We start from the raw sequence: 19,024 nt of genomic DNA on the forward strand, positions 1-19,024 counted from the left end.
CCGGGGTGCCGAGCGCCCGGAGGGTTGCTCGGGACTCACACCTCGGCGAGGTCCGCGCCCTTCGTCTCCGGCAGGAGCGCGACGGCGGCGATCGTGCAGCCGCACAGGAGGATCACCCACCCGCTCGAGAGCCACGGCAGTCCGAGCGAATTGAACAGTCCGTTGAGGTAGGGCGCGGTCCCGCCGAAGACCGCGACGGAGATCGAGTAGGCGAAGCCGATGCCCTGCGTGCGGACGGTCGTCGGAAACGCCTCGGAGAGGACTGCCGAGAGCAGGGCTCCGGCCATCGCGACGACGAGGAGAGCGATCGACGAGGCGAGGAAGAGCGTCCACCCCACCGAGGTGATCATCCCCATGAGCGGATACTGGAGGACCGCCATGAGCACCCCGAATCCGATGAGGACGGGGCGCCGGCCGATCCGATCCGACACGGCTCCCCAGAACGGCAGCGAGACGAGTGCGATGACCTGCGCACCGACCGTCGCCCAGTAGGCGGCCTGCGGATCCATCCCGCGTTCGGTGATCGCCAGCGTCGAGGCGTACGACGACCATGTGTAGTGGGCGGCGGTGATGCCGGCGGTCATGAGGACGACGAGGACGATCGACCGGGCGACCCGGCGGCGGTCGAGGGCGGGAGGAAGCGCCGGGGTCGGGGCGGCGGTGTCGGCGGCCGCCTCGGCGAGGGTGGCGTCCTCTGCCGCGAAGACCTCGCTTTCGATCATGCCCCGCCGCATCCACAGCGCAACGAGGGCGAGGAGGGCACCGAGGGCGAACGGGATCCGCCAGGCCCAGTCGGTGACCGCGGTTTCGGGGAAGAGGTTCGTCACGGCACCGCCGACGGTGTAGGCGAGGACCGAACCGCCGAAGATCGCGACGAAGACGATGCTGCCCCAGAGGCCGCGGCGGTGGGCGGGGGCGATCTCGGCGATGTACGAGTTCGCCGTCGCCGACTCCCCGCCGTGGGCGAAGCCCTGGGCCACGCGGACGATGAGGAGGACGAACGACGCTGCTGCCCCGATCTGCGCGTACCCGGGCATGACCGCGATGAGGAAGGAGCCTGCGGCCATGATGAGCATCGTCGTGATGAGGACGAACTTGCGTCCCCTGCGGTCGGCGATGCGTCCGAAGACGATGCCGCCGAGAGGCCGCATGAGGAAGCCGACGGCGAAGACGCCGAGGGTCGCGAGCACCGCTGAGACCGGATCGTCGCTGTCGAACATCGCCGCGGCGATGAAGGGGGTGAAGACGGCGTATGCGCTCCACTCGTACCATTCGAGGATGTTGCCGACGGTGCTCGCGACGACCGATCGCCGCTTCTCGCGCAGGGTCACCATCGTCCCTGTCGTCTGTGCAGTCATGTCTGCCTTTCCCGTGCTGGGTGGTGGTGGGTAGCTGGGTTCGCTGTGACCGAGGGAGACGGCCCAGCGGGTGGTTCGGGTTCGGATTCGGGCACGAAATCGGGCCGGAATAGGGCGGAGTCGACCCCGGAATCGGGTCGGGATCGGGGGCGGAATCGGGATGAAATCGGGCGCACTCGAGGAGGGAACGTCGCCCCGGGGTCGTGCGGACGCGGGCGGGGGCGGTCACCCCTCAGAGGCGGGGCGTGATCAGGGTCGTCTGCGGCAGGACCGCTTACCTGAGAGTCGCCGCCACCTCCCCTGCGACGTCGAGGAGGGCCGGCACTCCCTGCTCGAGCGCACCGGTGAAACCCCCTGCAGCGGGAGCCTCCCCGGCGAGCCACCGGGTGTAGATCGCCTCGGAGAAGATCGCGGCCTTCCACAGCGCCAGCGCCTGGTACCAGGGCAGACTCGTCAGATCGAGTCCCGTCCGGTCCCGGTAGCGGGCGGTGAGCTCGGCACGATCGGGGAATCCGGGCCCGGAGGTCACCGGGGTGAGGTCCATGACCGTGCGCGGATGCCGCCCATCGGTGTAGGTCGCGAGGAAGTACCCGAGGTCGGCGAGCGGATCCCCGAGCGTCGACATCTCCCAATCGAGGATCGCCGTGACCCGCACCGGCGCGGTCGGCGCGAGCATCGCGTTCCCCGCCCGATAGTCGCCGTGGACGACGGAATGACGCTGAGTCTCCGGCCGGTTGGCCCCCAGCCACTCGCCGAGGCGGCCGACCGCGGGCAGCGAACGCCGGGTGTTCTTCTCCCACAGTGAGGAGAAGAGCGCGACCTGGCGTTCGAGGTAACCCTCGGGGCGCCCGAGGGCGGCGACCTCGGGAACGGTGACGTCGACGTCGTGGAGGGAGGCGAGCTGGTCGACGAGCTCCTCCCCGAACGCCTGCCGCGCCTCGGCGGGGGCGAGGATCTCCGGCAAAGTGTCGGTGACGACGGTTCCGGGCACGAAGTCCATGAGGTAGAAGGGGACGCCGAGGACGGTCTCGTCCTCGCAGACGTCGATGATCCTCGGCACCGCGACCCCCTGGCCGCGCAGCACGGTCTGGATGCGTGCCTCCCGGACCATGTCGTGGGTCGACCGGGGAAGGGGCGGTCGGGGTCCGCGCCGGAGCACGACGTCGGCGCCGTCGCGGCGGATCCGGTAGGTGACGTTCGACTGGCCCTCACCGATCCGCTCCCAGCGGATGGGACCGGTGCCGATTCCGCGATCGTCGAGGTGGCGCGCGAGCGCGTCGAGGACGAGCAGCGGCGGGATGTCGAGGGCCGCGGCTTCGGCTGAGGTCTCGACGACGTCGACGAGCTGGGCGGTCATCGCGCGCCCTCCTCGGTTTCCGTCCGCGGGCCGGCGACGACGTCGAGGCGCGGGGCGCCGGCGGCGACCTCCTTGCGGCGGCGCGAGGACGCTCGGCGCGAGATCGCGAACTTGTGGGTCTCGGTCGATCCGTCGTAGATCCGGAAGGGCCGCACTTCGTTGAGGTACTGGATGAGCGGCAGCTCGTCGGAGATCCCGTCGCCGCCGGTGAGCTGGACGGCCCGATCGATGACACGATAGATGGCCTCCGAGCAGTGGACCTTCGCGATCGACGACAGCGAGTTCGCCTCGTGTTGGTCGCCGTCGAGGACGAGGGAGGTCTTCGCGATGATCGCATCAGAGGTCTCGATGTCGATGACCGAGGCGGCGATGAGCTCCTGGGCGAGTCCCTGTCGGGCGAGGACATCGCCGAAAACGGAGCGGTGCTCAGCCCGGTCGAGGGCGATGTCGAGTGCCCGCCTGGCCAGACCGAGCCAGCGCATGCAGTGCGTGAGGCGGGCGGGAGCGAGTCGCACCTGGGCGTAGGCGAACCCCTTGCCCGGTTCGCCGAGCACAGCAGACTCGGGCACGCGGACGCCCTCGAAACGGACATAGGGGTGCCCGCCGGCGATCGTCGTGTCGACCGTGTGGATCGACCGTCCGACCTCGACGCCCGGGGCACTGCGGTCGACGAGGAACATCGTCGCCTCCTGACCGCGGCGCTTCCCGGCCCCAGCCGAACTCCCGTTGTCAGCGGGACTCCCGGCCGCCTCGGCGCTCCGGTTGTCAGCCGAACTCACGCCCCCAGCGGGACTCCCGGCCGCCTCGGCGGCGGTCTCCTTCGGATCACCGTCACCGGTGGCGGCCATGACGATGAAGAAGTCGCAGAGTTCGGCCCCGGAGATGAAGCGCTTGTCTCCGGTGATCACCCACTCATCGCCGTCGCGCACGGCGCGGGTCGACAGTGCCGCCGGATCGGATCCGGCACCGGGGTGGGGTTCGGTCATGGCGAAGCTCGACCGGACCTCGCCGGCGGCGAGCGGACGCAGGTACCGCTCCTTCTGGTCTGCGGTGCCGATGCGGGCGAGCATGTGCATGTTGCCCTCGTCGGGAGCCATGCAGCCCAGCACCGCCGGTCCGATCGGCGAGTACCCGGCCTCCTGGAAGATCGGCGACCAGTGCTCGACGGGCACACCGAGGCCGCCCCACTCCGTGGGCACGTGCGGGGCGAAGACGCCGGCGGTCTTCGCTCTGGCCTGCAGGTCGGCGAGGACCGCCTCGTCGAGTGTCGATCCCGGCCTCGGCTCGGACGGGACGACGACCTCGCGGATGAAGGTCCGGGTCCGCTGCCGGATGTCCTCGACCTCGGGCGGCAGCGCGCTCATGCCGTGCCTCCTGCCGTGATGAGTCCCCCATCGGCGGTGAGGACCTGAGCGGTGATCCAGTCGGCGTCGGCCGAGGCGAGGTAGGCGACGGCAGCCCCGATGTCCTCAGGGGTGCCGAGGCGGCCCACCGGGTAGGCCTGGGCGACCTCGTCCTCCCGGCCTTCGTAGAGAGCGGTCGCGAACTGCGTTTTGACGACGGCGGGGGCGACAGCGTTGACCCTGATGTCGGGTCCGAGTTCGACGGCGAGCGTGCGCGTGAGGTGCGAGACCGCGGCCTTCGAGACGCCGTAGAAGCCGATGCCCGGGCTCGGCACCTCCCCGGCGACCGAGGAGACTGAGACGATCCGGCCACGGTTCTCGCGGAAGTGCAGGCCGGCGTGTCCGACGGCGCCCTGCACCCACGCGAGCGTGCCGATGACGTTGACGTCGAGGATCTTCCGTGCGGCGTCGAGGTCGATGTCGATGGTCGGGCCGTAGACGGGGTTGATCCCGACGTTGGTGATGAGGACGTCGAGGCGGCCGAACCGCTCGGCGATGGTGTCGAAGACTTCGGCTCGGTGCGCGGGGTCATCGGACTTTCCGGCGATGCCGAGGGCGGTGCCTGCGGGGAAGGAGGCGACCGCCTCGGCGAGAGGGTCGGGTTTGCGTGCGGTGAGGACGACGCTCGCCCCCTCGGCGGCGAGGCGCTCGGCGATGCCGAGCCCGATGCCGCGGCTGGCTCCGGTGACGAGGGCGACCTGCCCCTCGAACCTGCGACCGGTGATGGGTGCACTCATGATGTCTCCTCTGTCGGGGCTGGGGCTGTCGGGGCTGGGGTGGTCGGGGTCGCCTCCGGCGGGTTCGCGTCCGGTCGGTTTGCGTCCGGCGCGGTCGGCGGGCTCTGGTCCCGCAGCAGTCGCCGTTGGATCTTGCCGGTGTGGGTCTTCGGGAGGTCGGCGATGATGTGGACGATACGCGGGGACTTGTACGCGGCCAAGCGTTCGCGGGCGAAGGCGATGAGGTCCCGTTCGGTCGCGATCTGTCCGGCGCGGAGGGAGACGTAGGCGACGACGGTCTCGCCCCGGTAGTCGTCGGGCTGACCGACGACGGCCGCCTCGAGCACGGCCGGGTGTTCGTAGAGGGCGTCCTCGACCTCGCGCGGCCACACCTTGTACCCGGAGACGTTGATCTGGTCCTTGATCCGGTCGACGAGGTAGATCCATCCCGCGGAGTCCATGACCCCGACGTCGCCGGTGCGCAGCCAGCCGTCAACGAAGGCGCGCTCGTTCGCGTCGGGACGGCCGAGGTAACCGGGAGTGACCTGCGGGCCGCGGAGCTGGAGCTCCCCTGCGGGCCCGTCGGTGACGACCTCACCTGTGGCGATGTCGACGATGCGCGCGTCGAGACCGGGGAATGGCACCCCAATGGCGAGCGTGTCGGTCGCCTGGTCGACCGGTGCGTCGATCCCCGCCGGCACGCCGATGACCGCCGAGGCCGTCTCCGTCATCCCGTAGATGTTGTGGACGTAGTGGCCGAAGCGGTCCCGGAACTTCGCGACCGTCGCCGGGGGCACCGGTGCGCCACCGGAGTAGAGGAGGCGGATGCTCCCGAAGTCCGCCGAGGTGGCCCCCGAATGTTCGAGGAGGGCGTTGAAGACCGTGATCGACCCGATCGTCACGGTCACACCGTCCTCGCGGATTGCGGTGACGATCTTCTCCGCATCGGGGCGGCCGACGAAGTCGAGGACGATCGGATGGATGAGCGAGGTGGTCGCGCACGCGACGGCGCCGGTGATGTGGAAGAGCGGGGCGACGGCGAGCATGACGTCGCCCTCGCCCAGACCGAACCACTGTCCGCATGTCTGCGCGACGCTGAGCAGATTCCAATGCGTCGCCACCGATCCCTTCGCCGGTCCCGTCGTCCCCGAGGTGTAGGTGAGCAGCCCTGGGTCGTCGAGGCCGGGGAGCAGGTCGTCGCGGAGTTCAGCATCCCTCGCCGAGGTGGGACGACGAGTCCCGAGCACCTCGGCCCACCCGGTCGTGGGGATCTCGGTCCAGTGAGGCGTTCGGGTCGTCCGTGCCGACGGGGAGTCGGACGAGACGGCGTCGACCGCCTCGCCGCCGGGGCCCGCCGCCTCGCCGCCGGGGTCAGGGTCTGCAGCGGCGTACTCGTCGTCGGTCGTCGTGATGATCCACGACACCGAGCTCCCGGACAGGGACTGGGCGACCGCCTCGGCGTCGGAGGCATCGCAGATGAACCCGGGGGCACGGGAGTCGTCGATGAGGGCGCGGAGCTCGCGGCCGCGGTACATGGGGTTGAGGACGAGCGGGACGGCGCCGATCTTCCACGCCGCGAGGAGGGCGACGGCGAACTGGGGGACGTTCTGGAGGCAGATGCCCACGATCCCGCCCCGGTCGAGTCCGTGGTCGAGGAAGCCGGTGGCGAGCGCCTCGGCGTCGCGGTCGACTTCGCCCACGGTCAGGCGTCGGCCGCGGTAGAGGATCGCTGTGGCCTCCGGGTGTGCGGCGACCCGGTCGTGCCAGGCGTGGGCGACCGAGTCCCACGGCAGATCGGCCTGCGGATTGACCGTCTCGGGGTAGAGCGCCGTCCACACGGGTGCAGTTGCCGTCATCGGCTGGTGCGTCATCGGCTGGTCCGTCGTCATCGTTGTCCACTCCGTCGTCTCGGGCACCTCGGCACATCGCCTCTGCGCCCGACCGAGCGCTCGCTCGGTTCTCATGTAGCTTAGGTCACATAACCGAGGGGCACAAGGGCACGACTGGTACTCGTCGCAGGGTTTGGGGCTCGCGGCAGGGTTTGGCACACGTCTTAGGGTTTGGCGCTCGTCGCGTGAGCCGCGGCTGCAGGCAGCAGTGAGTTCTCTCCGGGTGAGTTCTCTTCGGGCGCCCACACGAAACTCGGCCCCGGGAAATCGGACGGAATTCGGCTCCGGGACTTCGGACGGAACACGGCCTCGGCACACTAGATTGGTACCCGGGGCAGCGTTCGGGTCGGACTTCGGCGACTGCCCAAGCACGCCCGTCGGCGGAATCCCCCTGCCGGCACGAGACAAGGATGACGCCGTGGCACCGTGGAGAACGTACGACACTCCCCTCCTCCCCCCGCTGCTGCGGGCTGCTCTCGACTGCTTCGTCCGCGGCGGGTTCCACGGCACGTCGATCCGCCAGGTCGCCCAGGCGGCCGGACTCTCGGTTCCCGGCCTCTACCACCACTTCGCGTCGAAGCAGGCGATCCTCACCGAGATCGACCGGTTGGCCATGGCCGATCTCTGGGAGCGGAGCACCGCGGCGCTCGCGGACGGCCCGCAGGAACCTCTGCCCCGGTTCGACCGCCTCGTCGAGTGCCTCCTCCTCTTCCACGCGCACCAGGCCGACATCGCCTTCATCGCGTTCAGCGAGATCCGCAGCCTCCCGACCGAGGCACGCGACTCGCACATCGCGGCCAGGGACCGGCAGCAGAAGCTTCTCGATGACTGCGTCGTCGCATGCGTCGACGCCGACGTGTTCTCAACGCCGTACCCGCGGGACGCCGCGCGAGCGATCACGACGATCTGCACGGGAGTGGCGCAGTGGTATCGGCCCGACGGTGAGCTCGATCCCGAGGGCGTTGCATCACGGTATGGGGAGATCTGCCGTCACGCCGCCGGACAGGGTGCCGGTTCTGCCGGCGGCGGCACCTGGCCGCGCACTGCTTCGAAGGGATCGCAATGAACCACCTCGAGCACGTCCGCGACATCGGGCCGGCCGAGCTGTTCCCGCTGGCCAGCGAAGCGATCCTCACATGGCAGCTGCAGGAGGGCGCCGGCGTCATCGCTCGCCCGCAGCGTCGGGTGCGGCCGGGAATGGTCGTCGACCTCTGGCTCAATCCGCGGTGGCCGGCTCCGCCGCTGCGGCAGCGCGGTGAGGACCTCGTCATCCCGGTCGGTTCGTGCATCGTCGTCGATGTCATCGACACCGACCGGCAGGCTGGCTTCGTCTACCGCACGCGGCCTGGGCATCTGGAGTCGGGTGTGCAGACGTTCCTCGTCTCCATCGACGATGACGATCGGCTCGTCGTCTCGATCACCTCCCGCTCGCTGCCGGGACATCCCCTGCTCAAGGCGGCCGCTCCCCTGTCCGTTGCGGCGCAGAAGATGATGGCCGCCCGCTACGCTGCCGGTCTCGAACGCCTGCTCGCGCAGCACGGGGACCAATGACGTCTCCTCCGGCAGAGTCAGGATGGTCTCCTGACGAGGCGGTGAATTCGGCATCACGCTTGCTCGGACGCCACCTCACTCTCAAGTCAGTCCTATCCGGCGGACAGCATGCGACCACGGTTCGCGCCTCCGACGGCACGACCGACTTCATCGTCCGCAGCTTCCCCAACGGGGATGATGCGGCCCAGCGCGAGACCGGCGTCCTTTCCCGACTCTCCTCATTGGGTGAGTTCGTTCCGCGGCTCATCGCGGCCGACGCGTCGTTGGACCACCCGCTCGTGGTCACGACCGTCGTACCGGGAGGGGCTCCCGATCCAACACTGCCCACCGACACCATCGCCCGTGAGATGGCCGCTGCTCTGATTCGGATTCACGCACTGAGCGGTGAAGGACTACCCGCAGCTCCGGCCGCGCCGCCCACAGGGACCTCTCGCCTGGCACAACGCGCGCAGGACGAATGGAACTCCCTCGATCTCGAAGACCCGGTGCTTACCCATTTCGACTTCTGGTCGGGCAACGCGCTCTGGTCAGGGCGGCGACTCACCGGTGTCGTCGACTGGGCAGGTGCCCGACAGGGTCCTCGCGGCATCGATCTCGCGTGGTGCCGTCAGGATCTCGTGCTCCTCGGGTCCACCTCGGCACCGGAAGTCTTCCTCAACGAGTACGAACGAGGACTCGGTCGCACCGTCGGCGACATCCGACCTTGGGACGTCCAAGCCGCGGCCAGCGCGCACGAGCGCGTCGAGACCTGGCTGCCCAACTACCACGGGATAGGTCGCACCGATATGACCGAGCGCGACCTCCGCCATCGCCTCGATGCATGGAACGCAACCCTCTGAGAACCAGCGCATCCCTCGGAGCAGCCGTTCGGCACGCCAATACTCGTTAACGTATCCGCTCGATGTCGCGTCGATCTGGGCCGGACGCCTGCTTTTGAGTCACTTTCCGCCCGATCGGTCGGTTCATTCTCCGACTGGTCGGGCGGAATGCGACTCGTTTCGGCAGTCAGACGGGCTGCCTGCCCGAGCAACGAACAGGACATCGCCTCCCGCCACTACACCGAGTGCTTGATCTCGCCGCCGACGACCGTGAGGAACACCCGCGCATCGCGGATCGCCTCGGCGTGGGCGAAGAGCGCCTCCTCGGACTCGTAGCCGAGCAGACCCTCCGGCCCGGCCTCCGCCTCGGCGTCGGTGAGCCCTTCGGCGACGAACGGGTCGACGTCGACGACGATGAAGTCCGCGTCCATGCCCGGCGCCAGATACCCGCGTCGATCACCGAGACCGGCGGCCACCGAAGGGGCGTGCGTGTGCAGTCGCAGCGCCTCGACCGCCGAGAGCCGACGCCACGGCTGGAAGCTCGTGCTCGCATCCCCGGAGATGTCGGCCCTCGTCATCGCCGCGTAGATCGCCGCGAACGGGTTCGCATGCTCGACCGGCCCGTCCGAGCCGAAGATCACCTGCGCACCCGCGTGCACGAGATCCGGCCACGCGTAGGCGGCGAGCTGAGCGGACTCGTCGACGAGGTGGAGGAGATGGAGGTCGGAGATGCAGTGCCGAGGCTGCATCGAGGCGGTGACGTCGAACTCGGCGAAGCGCGCGACGTCCTCGGGCTGTATGAACTGGGCGTGCTCGATGCGGTGGCACAGACGCCGCCCGGTCTTCTCCTCGACCGCCAGTGTGGTCGGTCGCAGCCGCTCGAACACATTGAGCACGTGGTGGTTGGCCTGATCGCCGATCGCGTGGATCGCCACGGAGATCCCCGCCTCGGTCGCGATCCGCGCCTGCTCGAAGAGCTCATCCTCGCTCATCTGCGCGATACCGTAGTTGAGGTGGGACTCGGCAACCGGCAGCGCAGGGCCGCCGTCTTCGGTTCCGACCGACGCCTCGGCCGCGGCCTCGCGCACCTCGGCCCCGTGGACGCCGACGCCCGCCGGCTCCGGTTCGGGATAGGGCGAGGACATGTGGCTCGTGTGCGAGCCGAGCGCACCGTCGGCGAAGAGCTTGACCCCACCGCGTTGCAGCCAGTCGTCCCCGCCGCCGGTCACCCACCCGGTCTCGATCGCCCACGGCACCTCGGGCTGGCGGAGGAACTTCGTCACCCGCAGATCCTGCCGACCGGCCTCCCGCAGATCGTTCCACCCCAGCGTCGAGGCGATTCCGTCGAAGTCGTGGATGCCGGTGAGTCCGAGCGAGAGGAAGAGCCGCTGGGTCGCCTCGAGCCGTTCGGCCCGCTCCTCCCGCGTCGGTTCCGGGATGTAGCGCATGAGCAGATCCGCGGCATCCTCCCTGATCAGACCAGTGGCCACGCCGTCGGGTCCGCGGACGATCTCCCCGCCGGACGGGTCAGGGGTGTCGTCGTCGATGCCGGCGATCTCGAGCGCGCTGCCGTTCGCCCACACCGTGTGCAGGTCGATCGACCACATCGCGACCGGGTGGTCGGGGACCTCGCGGTCGAGCAGCTGCCGGTCGGGGTAGCGCGGGTCGTCCCAGCGGTTGAGGTCCCAGCCGGCGCCGACGACCCAGCTGCCCACCGGCAGCGTCTGGGCACGTTCGCGGATGGCGGCGACCGCCTCGGCGAGGGAGCGGGAACCGGAGAGATCGAGATTCGTCAGCGAATCCGCGTACGCGACCGAATGCATGTGGGCGTCGACGAGGCCGGGGAGGATGACCCGGCCCCCGCAGTCGATCTCCTCGACGGCGGCTCCCGGGATGACCGCGGTAGCCCCGACCCCGCCCGCCGAGGCGAGCGCCGCCGTCGACGACGTCTGCGCGGCGGCGATGTCGAGGAGGTCATCGCGGGTGCCTACGGCGACGATCGTCTCCCCGTCGACGAGGATCGCGTCGGGCGGGGTCGCGGAGGGGTCGTCGTCGGGCGCGAATGAACGCACGACGGCATGGGAGAACAGGCGCATCCGCCCAGTCTAAGGCGCGATTCCACCGCTCTGTCGACCCTGCCGCGAGCCGCGTTCCGACTGCCTCGTCGGCACGGTACAGAGGCCCGGTCCGACCGCACCACCGGCCCGACCCAGATACGCGTTCCGACCTCCCGGCCGACCCGTCAGTTGTGGTTGCAAACGATGACTCAGGACAATGGTGGCATGCCCGCTTCCCAGCACCCCTCCCCCGCAGATTCCCCTGGCCACGGCCTCCCCGTCCCCACCGGAGCCCGCGATGCCCGCCCGACCCGCCGAGTCATCGGAGTCGTCGAGATCCTCGTCATCGCCGGCCTCCTCTCGGTGTTCGGCTTCGCGTTCAACGCCATCGGCATCCTCCCGCTCCTCGCGCTCGGCATCACCGACACCCAGCCGTGGACCCTCCCAGACGGATCGGGTCGCGCCCTCGGCTACCTCGTCGCGATCGTCGCCACCGTCGGGATCATCGCGATCTACCTCCGGCGGCGGCTCGGAGTCGGTTTGAAGGCGATCGGGCTCACCCGCCCGCGCTGGGGATCCGCGGTCATCGGCCTGCTCGTCGGTGCGGCTGTGAGCGCCGGCGGCACAGCGATCGCCTGGAGCGGCGGATGGGTGCACCCGGCCGAGCCGGCCACCCTCCCCTCCGGGATCGTCCTCGCCGTCGTCGCCGTGCTCTACCTCGTCACCTACATCGCCCAGGGCGCCGGCGAGGAGGTTGTCGCCCGCGGCCTGCTCCTGCGCGGGACCTCGTGGTGGATCGGACTCGGCCCCGCCGTCGTCCTCCAGGCGCTCTTCTTCCTCGCAATCCACGTCGGCAACCCCGGCTTCACCCCGCTCTACGGCGCCTTCGTCCTCTCCTATGCGATCTTCGCGGGACTGCTCGTCGTCTGGCAGCGCCATCTGTGGGGTGCGATCGGCGTCCACGGCGGGTACAACGTCGTCTTCTTCGCCGTCGACCAGCGCGGGCTCGGCCTCCGCGATGTCGGCGACACCGCGAACCTCTCGTTTCCCGACATCGCCTCGACCCCGTTCTTCGCCCTCGGAGCGATCGTGCTCGGCATCCTCCTCTACCGTCGCCGAGGCGGTGCCGGCCGCGCACGCGACTTCTACGAGGCGTAGAATTCAGGCATGGTCAACGCTCTCGGCTCCCAGGACTCCCGGCTCGCCGCCTCGGCGCGGCTCATCCTCCCGGCGGTGTGGCTCGGTCTCATCATCGGCATCTCGCTGATCGAGGCGCCGCTGAAGTTCCAGGCTCCTGGCATCACGATCCCCCTGGGACTGGGCATCGGCCGCCTCGTGTTCACGGCGATGAACTGGGTCGAGATCGTCATCGCCGTCATCCTCCTCTGGGCGATCCTCAAGGACGGAGTCGGACCGCTCTTCCGCGGTCTCACCAGCGGAATCATCGGCGTGCTCATCCTCAAGGTCGCATTCGTCCGACCCCTGCTCAACCAGCGCACGGACGCCGTGCTCGCCGGCATCGACGACGGCGGATCGGCCATGCATCTCGTCTACATCGCCGCCGACGGGCTGCTCATCCTCGGCCTCATCGCCCTCATCGTCGTCGGAGCACGCAAGTGGATCCGCATCCCCGCCGAGGCGGCCTCCCCCGGTTCCATTGACCGCTGAGGGGCTCTTGGGCCGGGTCGCGGCGAGTTTGTGGTCGAAGAACCGAGGAAATAGCGCCGATTCGGCCTGAAACCCTCGGTTCTTCGACCACTAACGCGCGCGGGGAACCCTCCAGCCACGAGCGCGGGCTGCGGTGAACTTCAGCAGCAGGAGAGCGGCAGCATCCCCAAGCAGCGGGCGGGCTGCAACGTTCTTCAGAAGCACTGCGGCGCTGCAGCGAGTTGTGGTCGAAGAACCGAGGGAAAATCGCCGATTCGGCCTGAAACCCTCGGTTTATTGACCACAAACGCGGGTGGTGCCAGCCTGCAGGGCGGCGCCGCTCAGCAGCGGACGATCACCACCGCTCAGGCCACCATCCCTCAGTAGTAGACGGCGAGGCGGCCGCGGGGGCCGTCGACGACGTCGACGGGGGTGTCGAAGACCCGGGTGAGCACCTCGGCGGTCATGATCTCCTCGGGGGTGCCGAACTCGGCGACCTTCCCGTTCTTCACCGCGCAGATGTGGTCGGCGTAGTGGCCGGCGAAGTTGATGTCGTGGATGACGATGACGATCGTGCGCCCCATCTCGGTCGCGGCTCGGCGCAGGTGCTGCATCATCTGCACGGAGTGCTTCATGTCGAGGTTGTTGAGCGGCTCGTCGAGGAGGACGTAGTCGGTGTCCTGGGCGAGCACCATCGCGACGTAGGCGCGCTGCCGCTGGCCGCCGGAGAGCTCGTCGATGAACCGGTTCTCGAGCTCCCCGAGTTCGAGGAAGTCGATCGCTCGGGAGATGATCTCCTCATCGGCCGTCGTCAGACGCCCCTTCGAGTAGGGGAAGCGGCCGAAGCCGACGAGCTGGCGGATCGTCAGCCGAGTGATGAAGTGGTTCTCCTGGCGGAGGATGGAGACGATCTTCGCGAGGTCCTTCGACTTCGTCGAGGCGACGTCGTATCCGGCGATCTCGATCGCCCCGGAATCGATGTCGAGCAGGCGCCCGATCATCGTCAGCAGCGTCGACTTCCCCGCCCCGTTGGGTCCGACGAGGGCGGTCACCCCGCCGGCGTGGATCGTCACGTCGACGGGACCGATCTGCACGGTCTCGCTGTAGTTCTTGGCCACGTCGCCGAGTGTGATCACAGTCGACCCTTCCGCATGATGACGAAGAGGAACACGCCTCCGCCGATGACTTCGATGATGATGGAGACCACGCCTTCGGCGTAGAAGATGTTCTTGAGGATGAAGTACGCCCCGCCGAGGATGACGAACCCGAGCAGGCCCGCCATCGGCAGCACGTACCGATGGTCGTAGGTGTCGGAGAACTGGTAGGAGAGCATCGCGACGAGGAAGCCGAGGAAGATCATCGGCCCGATCATCGACACCGACACCGCCATGAGGATCGAGACGAAGAAGAGGATTGTGATCGTCGCGGCCCTGTGGCTGAGCCCGAGGTTGCCGGTCACGTCCTTGCCGAGCGCGAGCACGTTGAGCCGCGGCGCGGACAGGTAGATGGCCGCACATGCGATGAGGCAGAGGGGGATCGCCACCGGCAGGTAGGTCGCATCGGAGTTCGCGATCGAGCCGAAGAGGCGCGCGGAGAGGACGTCGAACTCGCTCGGGGTGAGCGTGCGCTGCATGAACGTCGCCACCGCCCCGAGTCCGCCGCCGATGACGATGCCGACGAGGAGCATGACCTCGACGTTCGCGTACTTCCCCGAGAGCAGCCAGCCGTAGAGGGCGAGCGAGAGCCCGATCATCGCGACCAGCTGCATCGTGAAGGGCAGCACCCCGCGCAGCTCGACGAGTGCGGTCACCCCGAAGAAGTACATCGTCGCCGTCTGGATCGCGACGTAGAGCGACTCGAAGCCCATGATCGAGGGCGTGATGATCCGGTTGTTCGTCACCGTCTGGAACGCGACCGTCGCGAACGCCTGGCACAGGGCGACGATGACGAGGACGACGAGGCTGCGCCCGCGCAGGCCCGCGATGAGCCAGAAGCCTTCGTCCGTGATCGGCAGCGGGTTGTCCCACGCGAGGAGTCCGAAGGCGATCCCGAGCGCGGCCGCCGCCAGCACGCCCATGATCGTCCAGTACCGTCGACGGGCCGCAGCCGTCGTCAGTGCCCCCGAATGGCGTCCGGTCGTCCTCGCCGAGGCGGCTGCCGGGGTGGTCTCGGAGGTGCGCGGTTCCGCACCGCGGTCGTCGGTGTCCATGCTGCGCATGTCAGCTCCTCCTCCGCTGCCGCAGCAGCAGGACGATGAAGACGGCGGCCCCGACGATGCCGAGGATGAGGGAGACGGGGATCTCGAAGGGGGCGATGATGAGACGTCCGATGAGGTCGCAGACGGTGACGATCGCGATCCCGAGCAGGCACACCCACGGCAGGTTCGAGCGCAGGTCGTCGCCGCGCATCATCGAGACGATGTTGGGCACGATGAGCCCGAGGAAGGGGAGGTTGCCGACGACGACGGTGACGACGCCGGTGGCGATGGCCACGAGGACGGTGCCGATGAGGATGATCTGGTTGTACTTGAGTCCGACGCTCGTCGAGATCTCCTTGCCCAGGCCCGCAACGGTGAATCGGTCGGCGGTGATGAACACGGCGACGACGACGATCGCGACGATCCAGAGGACCTCGTACTGTCCGCGCAGGATCGAGGTGAAGCTGCCGGCGAACCAGATCCCGAGGCTCTGGAGCATGTCCGTGGACACAGCGATGAAGGTCGAGACCGCTCCGACGACGGCGCCGAGCATGATCCCGACGATGGGGACGATGAGCGAGGACTTCAGCGAGACGCGGCGGAGGAAGAGGAAGAAGACGAGGGTGCCGATGAAGGCGGCGAGGATCGCGCCGATCATCCGCTGCACGATCGTCGCCTCGGGGTAGATGATGACGGTGAGCATGAGTCCAAGGCCCGCCCATTCCGTCGTGCCCGTCGTCGTCGGCTCGACGAATCGGTTCTGCGTGAGCAGCTGCATGACGAGCCCGCACATCGCCATCGCCGCACCGGCGAGGACGAGCGCGACGGTCCGCGGGACCCGGGTGATCTGGAACATCTCCGCCCCGTCGGCGGCGCCGAAGATGTCGTAGACCCCAGTGAGCAGGGAGGCGACGAGGAGGCCCGCCACCGCGAGGGTCGCGAGGCCCAGCTGCCAGCTGAAGAGCGGTCCCCGACTCGTCGCCGGGCGACCGGTCCTGCCGGTCCTGCCGGTGCCGTCCGTGTCCTGGGGCGCTTTCGTGTCCTCGCCGAGGCGGTCGTCCGCCGAGGCGGCCGTCCGGTCGTCCGTGGTCCCTGAGTTCGTCATGCTGCCGTTCCCGCTCGCACCGCGGCGGCGCGTGGGCGCCGCCGCGGTGGTTCCGGTGCGGGTCTCACCCGCACCCGGTTCTGCTTACTTCTGCGCTTCGAGCTTGTCGGCGAAGCCGTTGAAGAACTCGGTGTACGTCTGGATGCCCTCGTTGAGATAGGTGTCCTCGGGGAAGTAGACGATCTTGTCGTTCTTCACCGCGGGAACGTCCTCGAGGGCTTCGGACTTCTCGAGCACCTCGGCGGCCGGAGCCGATCCCTTCTCCCGGCGGTCGGCGGTGAAGGAGGCGTCACGGTCCATGACGATCATGAGGTCGGGCTGGGACTCGGCGATCGCCTCGACGGAGATGTCGTCGCCCTTGTCGCCTTCGCTGCCGCCTTCGACCTCGAGGGCCGGATCGAGGTCGAGGATGTCGAAGACCGGTCCGACGGTGCGGCCGACGGACGGGGCGACGTAGCCGATGTCGCCGGCGGTGGTGATGACGCCCATCGCCTTGTCGCTGCCGTTGTAGGCGGCCTTGGCACGGTCGATCGAGGCATCGAAGTCCTCGACGAGCTTCTTCGCCTCGTCCTGCTTGCCGAAGACCTCACCGAGGACGGTGGTCTGACGACGCAGCTCCTCGTCGAAGGCTTCGCCGTCGCGCGGGTCGAGCTCGAGGACGACGGCCTCGGGGGCGAGCTTCTGCAGGTCGTCGTGGAACTGAGCGAAGCGCTGCCCGTTGACGATGAGGTCGGGCTTGGCGGCGGCGACCTGCTCGAGGTCGGGCTCACGGTGGGTGCCGAGGTCGGGGATCGATTCGTCGCTCGTGTAGGAGAGTCCCTGCGGCATGAGGCCGCGGGCGCCCGCGCTCAGCTTGATGCCCCACGCGTCGAGCGTCTCGAAGGTGCGGTTGTCCGTGGCGACGACGGAGGTCGGAGGGGTCGTCACGGTCTGCGTGCCGTTGTTGTCCTCGACCTTGATCGTGCTCGAGGCGGCGGTGTCGGCCTGGGCTTCGGACTCCGCGGAGGAGCAGCCGGACAGGGCCAGGGCCAGGACACCGAGGGCGGCGCCGAGGCGGAGGCGGGTCGAGATCATCGTGTTCTACTTCCTTGAGGCGATCGGTACGCAGATGTGAGCCATCTGTGAGTTAGCTTAGCCTAATCTCTCAGAAATAGACGACGCCTGTCTTGCGTTATCCCTGTCACAGTTCCCGCGCCGAGGCTCTCGAACGAGTATCGGCGCAGGTCGACCGGGTCGGGCCCCGGCCTCAGATGGTGTCGATGAGGCGCGCGAGCTCTGCGGCCGAATCGGCCGCGGCCGTCGGACCGTCACTGCCCCCGCGATGGACGAAGGCTCCGGCCTCCTCGGCGACGAGCGCGCCGCCGGCGTAGTCGTAGATGCCGAGCCCGCGTTCGGCGTAGCACGTGACCCTTCCCTCGGCGACCATGCAGAGATCGAGCGCGGCCGACCCGCAGCGGCGGATGTCGTCATAGCCGTCCATGAGAGCGGGCAGCTTGGCCAGCTGTCGGCCACGGTTGTCACCCCGGTAGGCGAATCCGGTCGCGAGCAGCCGTCCCGAGAGACCGACGGGCGCCCCCGAGAGCCGAGTCGCCGGGGTCGCCGCCCCGGGTGCGCCGTCGGCCGCGGGGGCACCGGCGGCGGGCACGCCGGCGGCGGGGGCACCGGCGGCGCTGAGATCCGGCTCCGGCATCCGGTCGAAGAGCCGACCCTCGACGCGGTAGGCGCCCCGAGACCGGCCGGCCACCCATGTGGCTCCGAGCCCGGGAGAGGCGACGAGTCCGACTGCCCAGGCGTCGGTCGCTGTGTCGAGGACGCCGACGGAGAAGGCGAAGTGCTCGATGCCGCGGACGAAGTTGACGGTGCCGTCGATCGGGTCGACGTGCCATTCGAAGCGGCCCTCGGCGTCACCCGCGGTCACCTCGGCGAGGGCCCCGGCGACAGGATCGAACGCGGCGAGGCGGCGCAGCAGATCGCGGTCGAAGAACTCCACCGGGTCGATCGCCTCGGCGCCCTCCTCGCCGACCATGACGTCACCGGGACGCACAGCGCTGAGGTACCCGCGCACGAGCGCCTCGATCTGCGCGTCGGCGAGGGTGACGAGGTCGTTCGGCGAGGTCTTCGTGTCGACGACCGACTCGTCGAGATCGGCACCGAGCGATGCCCGCCATGCCGTCATCCGCTCCCAGGCGATGACGGCCAGGTCAGCGGCGATGCGGACGAGAGGGTCCGCGGCGAGGTCGGCGGGCAGGTGCGTGGATGCGCTCATGCCGCCACTCTAACGCGCACGATCCGCGAGTCCGGTTCGCGTCCCAGCGAGGGTCCGGCCGATGCCCCGGCAGGGGTCGGGCTGAGGTTTCGGCATGGGCTCGTCTCCCACCCCGGCAGGGGTGCGGATTCCGCACAGGGCGGGCCCGCTGCGACCGCAGTGAAATGAGGGATCCCTGCCAGCGGGAAAAGACAAGACGACCAGCCGAATTGTTTATTGAAGAATTCGACAACTTACCGTGTAAACACCAGTCGAATTGTCCGATAAACCGGAATGGCTACAATTTGCCTTACCCTATAAAAATTCACGATCTCGGGGCACTACGCCCATCTCGCATCAACGCACACGGGGAGGCCGACGGCGGGTCGTCCCGCCGTCACCCTGCCCGACTGCGTCACTCGGCGGCTGCTGCCGGCGCTTCGGCGCCGACCGATTCGGGCTGCTTCCGAGCAGCGTCGCCCGATCCCTCGGAGCGCTGCACACGCCCGTGCCTGCGCACGATCTCCTGCACTGCCTGGGAGGAGGTGCCTGCGGCCTCGGCGATGGCACCGAAGGTGGCTCCCTCCTCGCGTGCGCGGAGGATGGACATGACGTAGTTCGTGTTGATCTTGGTTCGCTGCCGTGAAATTCTGCGCACAGCCGCAACCAGGGCTGTCTGAT

17 protein-coding genes are annotated in these 19,024 nt (G+C 68.9%); 5 read left to right on the top strand and 12 right to left on the bottom strand.

What is annotated here, in order from left to right; translation table 11 throughout:
- Nucleotides 1-35: 35 nt before the first annotated feature.
- The 5 genes from EZE58_RS13105 to EZE58_RS13130 form a co-directional block, all read right to left on the bottom strand.
- Nucleotides 36-1,358, bottom strand: a complete 1,323-nt coding sequence (locus EZE58_RS13105) for an MFS transporter (protein ID WP_040341567.1) — start codon at nt 1,356-1,358, stop codon at nt 36-38.
- Between the two features lie 274 nt (nt 1,359-1,632).
- The gene (locus EZE58_RS13110; RefSeq protein WP_009377416.1) at nt 1,633-2,715 is read right to left on the bottom strand and encodes a phosphotransferase family protein; all 1,083 of its coding nucleotides are present in this window, start codon (nt 2,713-2,715) and stop codon (nt 1,633-1,635) included.
- Complete coding sequence (locus EZE58_RS17255) at nt 2,712-4,079, bottom strand: acyl-CoA dehydrogenase family protein (RefSeq protein ID WP_009377417.1); 1,368 nt, start codon at nt 4,077-4,079, stop codon at nt 2,712-2,714. Before EZE58_RS17255 ends, EZE58_RS13110 begins: the two co-directional genes overlap by 4 nt.
- Nucleotides 4,076-4,855, bottom strand: coding sequence for an SDR family oxidoreductase (locus EZE58_RS13125; protein ID WP_009377419.1), 780 nt, complete (start codon nt 4,853-4,855; stop codon nt 4,076-4,078). The genes EZE58_RS17255 and EZE58_RS13125 overlap by 4 nt, the downstream gene beginning before the upstream one ends.
- Nucleotides 4,852-6,798 carry an AMP-binding protein gene (locus tag EZE58_RS13130; protein WP_240941318.1) on the bottom strand — a complete coding sequence of 649 codons (1,947 nt, stop codon included), beginning with the start codon at nt 6,796-6,798 and terminating at the stop codon, nt 4,852-4,854. Before EZE58_RS13130 ends, EZE58_RS13125 begins: the two co-directional genes overlap by 4 nt.
- Before the next feature lie 343 nt (nt 6,799-7,141).
- Between EZE58_RS13130 and EZE58_RS13135 the strand changes: the two genes are divergently transcribed.
- From EZE58_RS13135 to EZE58_RS13145, 3 genes are read left to right on the top strand one after another with little or no spacing between them, the layout of a single operon-like run.
- A complete protein-coding gene (locus EZE58_RS13135) occupies nt 7,142-7,789 on the top strand; it encodes a TetR/AcrR family transcriptional regulator (RefSeq protein WP_009377425.1) in 648 nt (215 codons plus the stop codon).
- Complete coding sequence (locus EZE58_RS13140; protein ID WP_167560706.1) at nt 7,786-8,274, top strand: DUF1990 domain-containing protein; 489 nt, start codon at nt 7,786-7,788, stop codon at nt 8,272-8,274. Before EZE58_RS13135 ends, EZE58_RS13140 begins: the two co-directional genes overlap by 4 nt.
- The gene (locus EZE58_RS13145) at nt 8,271-9,113 is read left to right on the top strand and encodes an aminoglycoside phosphotransferase family protein (RefSeq protein ID WP_081590987.1); all 843 of its coding nucleotides are present in this window, start codon (nt 8,271-8,273) and stop codon (nt 9,111-9,113) included. The genes EZE58_RS13140 and EZE58_RS13145 overlap by 4 nt, the downstream gene beginning before the upstream one ends.
- A gap of 215 nt (nt 9,114-9,328) precedes the next feature.
- On the opposite strand, the gene EZE58_RS13150 is transcribed toward EZE58_RS13145, so the two are convergent.
- Nucleotides 9,329-11,188, bottom strand: a complete 1,860-nt coding sequence (locus EZE58_RS13150; RefSeq protein ID WP_009377428.1) for an amidohydrolase — start codon at nt 11,186-11,188, stop codon at nt 9,329-9,331.
- Between the two features lie 186 nt (nt 11,189-11,374).
- Between EZE58_RS13150 and EZE58_RS17600 the strand changes: the two genes are divergently transcribed.
- Both EZE58_RS17600 and EZE58_RS13160 read left to right on the top strand, forming a co-directional pair.
- Nucleotides 11,375-12,307 carry a CPBP family glutamic-type intramembrane protease gene (locus EZE58_RS17600; protein ID WP_009377429.1) on the top strand — a complete coding sequence of 311 codons (933 nt, stop codon included), beginning with the start codon at nt 11,375-11,377 and terminating at the stop codon, nt 12,305-12,307.
- Between the two features lie 9 nt (nt 12,308-12,316).
- Nucleotides 12,317-12,817 (top strand): hypothetical protein, encoded by a 501-nt coding sequence (locus EZE58_RS13160; RefSeq protein ID WP_009377432.1) that lies wholly within the window; start codon nt 12,317-12,319, stop codon nt 12,815-12,817.
- Nucleotides 12,818-13,176: 359 nt separating this feature from the next.
- Here the strand turns inward: EZE58_RS13160 and EZE58_RS13165 are convergent, their stop codons facing one another.
- The 6 genes from EZE58_RS13165 to EZE58_RS13190 all read right to left on the bottom strand — a co-directional run bounded on the left by EZE58_RS13165 (nt 13,177) and on the right by EZE58_RS13190 (nt 18,953).
- Nucleotides 13,177-13,932, bottom strand: a complete 756-nt coding sequence (locus tag EZE58_RS13165) for an ATP-binding cassette domain-containing protein (RefSeq protein WP_009377435.1) — start codon at nt 13,930-13,932, stop codon at nt 13,177-13,179.
- Nucleotides 13,929-15,014 carry an iron chelate uptake ABC transporter family permease subunit gene (locus EZE58_RS13170; RefSeq protein WP_009377437.1) on the bottom strand — a complete coding sequence of 362 codons (1,086 nt, stop codon included), beginning with the start codon at nt 15,012-15,014 and terminating at the stop codon, nt 13,929-13,931. The genes EZE58_RS13165 and EZE58_RS13170 overlap by 4 nt, the downstream gene beginning before the upstream one ends.
- A gap of 1 nt (nt 15,015) precedes the next feature.
- Nucleotides 15,016-16,098, bottom strand: coding sequence for an iron chelate uptake ABC transporter family permease subunit (locus tag EZE58_RS13175; RefSeq protein ID WP_009377439.1), 1,083 nt, complete (start codon nt 16,096-16,098; stop codon nt 15,016-15,018).
- Between the two features lie 84 nt (nt 16,099-16,182).
- Nucleotides 16,183-17,172, bottom strand: a complete 990-nt coding sequence (locus EZE58_RS13180) for an ABC transporter substrate-binding protein (RefSeq protein WP_009377443.1) — start codon at nt 17,170-17,172, stop codon at nt 16,183-16,185.
- A 172-nt stretch (nt 17,173-17,344) separates the two neighbouring features.
- Entirely contained in the window at nt 17,345-18,364 is a 1,020-nt protein-coding gene (locus EZE58_RS13185) for an inositol monophosphatase family protein (protein WP_009377451.1), read from the bottom strand.
- A 394-nt stretch (nt 18,365-18,758) separates the two neighbouring features.
- A complete protein-coding gene (locus tag EZE58_RS13190) occupies nt 18,759-18,953 on the bottom strand; it encodes a hypothetical protein (protein ID WP_009377453.1) in 195 nt (64 codons plus the stop codon).
- Between the last annotated feature and the right edge of the window lie 71 nt (nt 18,954-19,024).

The organism is Brevibacterium sp. LS14 (genome assembly GCF_012027885.1).
GTDB lineage: Bacteria > Actinomycetota > Actinomycetes > Actinomycetales > Brevibacteriaceae > Brevibacterium > Brevibacterium casei.

Excerpts from the sequence above, each read along its gene's own strand:
- EZE58_RS13105 (WP_040341567.1), bottom strand. The coding sequence starts at position 1,358 with ATGACTGCACAGACGACAGGGACGATGGTGACCCTGCGCGAGAAGCGG.
- EZE58_RS13110 (WP_009377416.1), bottom strand. The coding sequence starts at position 2,715 with ATGACCGCCCAGCTCGTCGACGTCGTCGAGACCTCAGCCGAAGCCGCG.
- EZE58_RS17255 (WP_009377417.1), bottom strand. The coding sequence starts at position 4,079 with ATGAGCGCGCTGCCGCCCGAGGTCGAGGACATCCGGCAGCGGACCCGG.
- EZE58_RS13125 (WP_009377419.1), bottom strand. The coding sequence starts at position 4,855 with ATGAGTGCACCCATCACCGGTCGCAGGTTCGAGGGGCAGGTCGCCCTC.
- EZE58_RS13130 (WP_240941318.1), bottom strand. The coding sequence starts at position 6,798 with ATGAGAACCGAGCGAGCGCTCGGTCGGGCGCAGAGGCGATGTGCCGAG.
- EZE58_RS13140 (WP_167560706.1), top strand. The coding sequence starts at position 7,786 with ATGAACCACCTCGAGCACGTCCGCGACATCGGGCCGGCCGAGCTGTTC.
- EZE58_RS13145 (WP_081590987.1), top strand. The coding sequence starts at position 8,271 with ATGACGTCTCCTCCGGCAGAGTCAGGATGGTCTCCTGACGAGGCGGTG.
- EZE58_RS13150 (WP_009377428.1), bottom strand. The coding sequence starts at position 11,188 with ATGCGCCTGTTCTCCCATGCCGTCGTGCGTTCATTCGCGCCCGACGAC.
- EZE58_RS17600 (WP_009377429.1), top strand. The coding sequence starts at position 11,375 with ATGCCCGCTTCCCAGCACCCCTCCCCCGCAGATTCCCCTGGCCACGGC.
- EZE58_RS13160 (WP_009377432.1), top strand. The coding sequence starts at position 12,317 with ATGGTCAACGCTCTCGGCTCCCAGGACTCCCGGCTCGCCGCCTCGGCG.
- EZE58_RS13170 (WP_009377437.1), bottom strand. The coding sequence starts at position 15,014 with ATGCGCAGCATGGACACCGACGACCGCGGTGCGGAACCGCGCACCTCC.
- EZE58_RS13175 (WP_009377439.1), bottom strand. The coding sequence starts at position 16,098 with ATGACGAACTCAGGGACCACGGACGACCGGACGGCCGCCTCGGCGGAC.
- EZE58_RS13180 (WP_009377443.1), bottom strand. The coding sequence starts at position 17,172 with ATGATCTCGACCCGCCTCCGCCTCGGCGCCGCCCTCGGTGTCCTGGCC.
- EZE58_RS13185 (WP_009377451.1), bottom strand. The coding sequence starts at position 18,364 with ATGAGCGCATCCACGCACCTGCCCGCCGACCTCGCCGCGGACCCTCTC.
- EZE58_RS13190 (WP_009377453.1), bottom strand. The coding sequence starts at position 18,953 with ATGTCCATCCTCCGCGCACGCGAGGAGGGAGCCACCTTCGGTGCCATC.